This is a genomic window from Paenibacillus sp. J22FR5 (assembly GCF_059691975.1).
On record NZ_JCAUAN010000071.1, the window covers coordinates 1 to 1691 of the forward strand.

A 1691-nucleotide genomic window follows, 5' to 3' on the forward strand; every position below is an offset into this window, starting at 1 on the left:
CTACGACGGCAAGATTAGCAAACGCACTGTGCGTCCCATAGGTTTTCCAGGCTTTCTAGGTACTTTTCTGGGTCTCGTCTAAATCGTTTACGTTTTACGCTATCTTGTAAGCGGTTCTGCCAATTTTGTTTCTGTACTTTGTATCTTTCGTAATCAACGCTTTTTAATCGAGCAAGAATATGTTTTTGCTTCAGTGCATCCTGAACAAGAACGATCATTTCTCCATTGCGTAAGATGTACTCGTTCCAATTACGAAGACCGGTGATTCGACGGTGTGCTGTTTTCGTAGCACGGAAAAATCGCTCCAAGTCATTATTAGTTCTTGGGACATGGTACTCGTCATAGCATGTGAAAAGTCCTTTCCAGAAGCCTCTAGAGTAGCTTAGTAAATTGGTAACCATAGGTACGTCGTGTTCGTCTGTATAGGTCTGTTTTACCCAATTCAGTAGCTCGGTCATCTCCCATCGTACGCTCTCCGTGGTCTTATCCATACTGGGTTCAAAGATTTCTACGATATGACGGATCGGCTGCATCCAGCGCTTCACAGCTTCATAGTGTTTCTGAAGATTGTTTATTTTGCTGAATATTCTGAAAATGTTTTCGAGCAGGGAAGGCCCCTTTTTTACTCAGGCATTTTTGTAAAGAGGCCTGAATCGCTTGAGCTTTTTCGTAAATTCGCATGCCAGGTAAATCAAGAGGAGGATTGCCATCCTCTAGTAACAACGAGCGAACTGCTGCGACATATCCTTTAGCAACTTCGACTTCTAGAGAATCGCTTTGTTCAATTTTACGCTCGGCATCTCGAATTCCACGCATACTTTTCTTCAGCTCTGTTTTGAGCTTTCGATCTATGTCAACGACTGGTTTGGCAATGTCTTTTAAGTAGTGATACTGACAATATTGGTAAGGAACTTCTGGCAATAATGTCTCCATAGCCAAGCGGATGGATTGTTGACCATCGCTAACAATACCTACAATTGGATAGCCTAAATCAATGATCGGTTGAATAAGCGTTTGTAGTTCAACTGCTGTTCCGCTCTTCATGTTCCGTGCGACTAAAACCGTTCCGCTGAATACTTCACGGATCACATAAAGAGTTTCGTTTCCCTTCTCAGGTTGAATACCATCCATCGACAAGACAATGCCGCCATTTTGTTCAGTTACTTCGGCAAGCGTATTTTTCACGTGATCATCCAAACTTGCCGCGAGTAGTGTTTGGTATCTCTCGTAAAGATTTTGTGCCGATCTTTCGGAAGTAAGTACGCCGCGTTCATTGAGCTCATCGGCAATTTCCTTACGAGTCATATGGCGCTTAAAGCGAAGTTCACCAACTAAGCAGAGCACATCGAATCCATAAGCGGAATGCTTAGGACTTAACGATTCGGCTTCCGCTGATTTAAAGAGAGCATCCAGATTTGAGCAGTTTGGATTCACACATTTGTAAGCCATGCTCCATGCTTCAATAACTTCATGCAGCGTGGCAATTTTTTTATGCCAAGCCGTATGGGAACGACGTAATTTCGATTCACATTGCGGACAATGTTTTATTTCCGACTTGAAATATATTTTTTTAGTTGGGCGAAGACGATCTTTAACGAGCAAAGTAGACAACCCCTTTGGTGAAAATTAACCACATAATTAACTTCGCTAAAGGTGCAGGAAAATCCTGTTATATGATCTTGCCGTCGTAG

At 42.5% G+C, this 1691-nt stretch carries 2 protein-coding genes; both read right to left on the reverse strand.

Going from position 1 to position 1691, the window contains the following annotated elements:
- Window positions 1–14 precede the first annotated feature (14 nt).
- Window positions 15–533 carry a hypothetical protein gene (locus AC58P7_RS33380; RefSeq protein ID WP_497350355.1) on the reverse strand — a complete coding sequence of 173 codons (519 nt, stop codon included), beginning with the start codon at window positions 531–533 and terminating at the stop codon, window positions 15–17.
- 16 nt (window positions 534–549) lie between these two features.
- Window positions 550–1602, reverse strand: coding sequence for a transposase (locus AC58P7_RS33385; protein WP_497350354.1), 1053 nt, complete (start codon window positions 1600–1602; stop codon window positions 550–552).
- Window positions 1603–1691 lie beyond the last annotated feature (89 nt).

Excerpts from the sequence above, each read along its gene's own strand:
- AC58P7_RS33380 (WP_497350355.1), bottom strand. The coding sequence starts at position 533 with ATGCAGCCGATCCGTCATATCGTAGAAATCTTTGAACCCAGTATGGAT.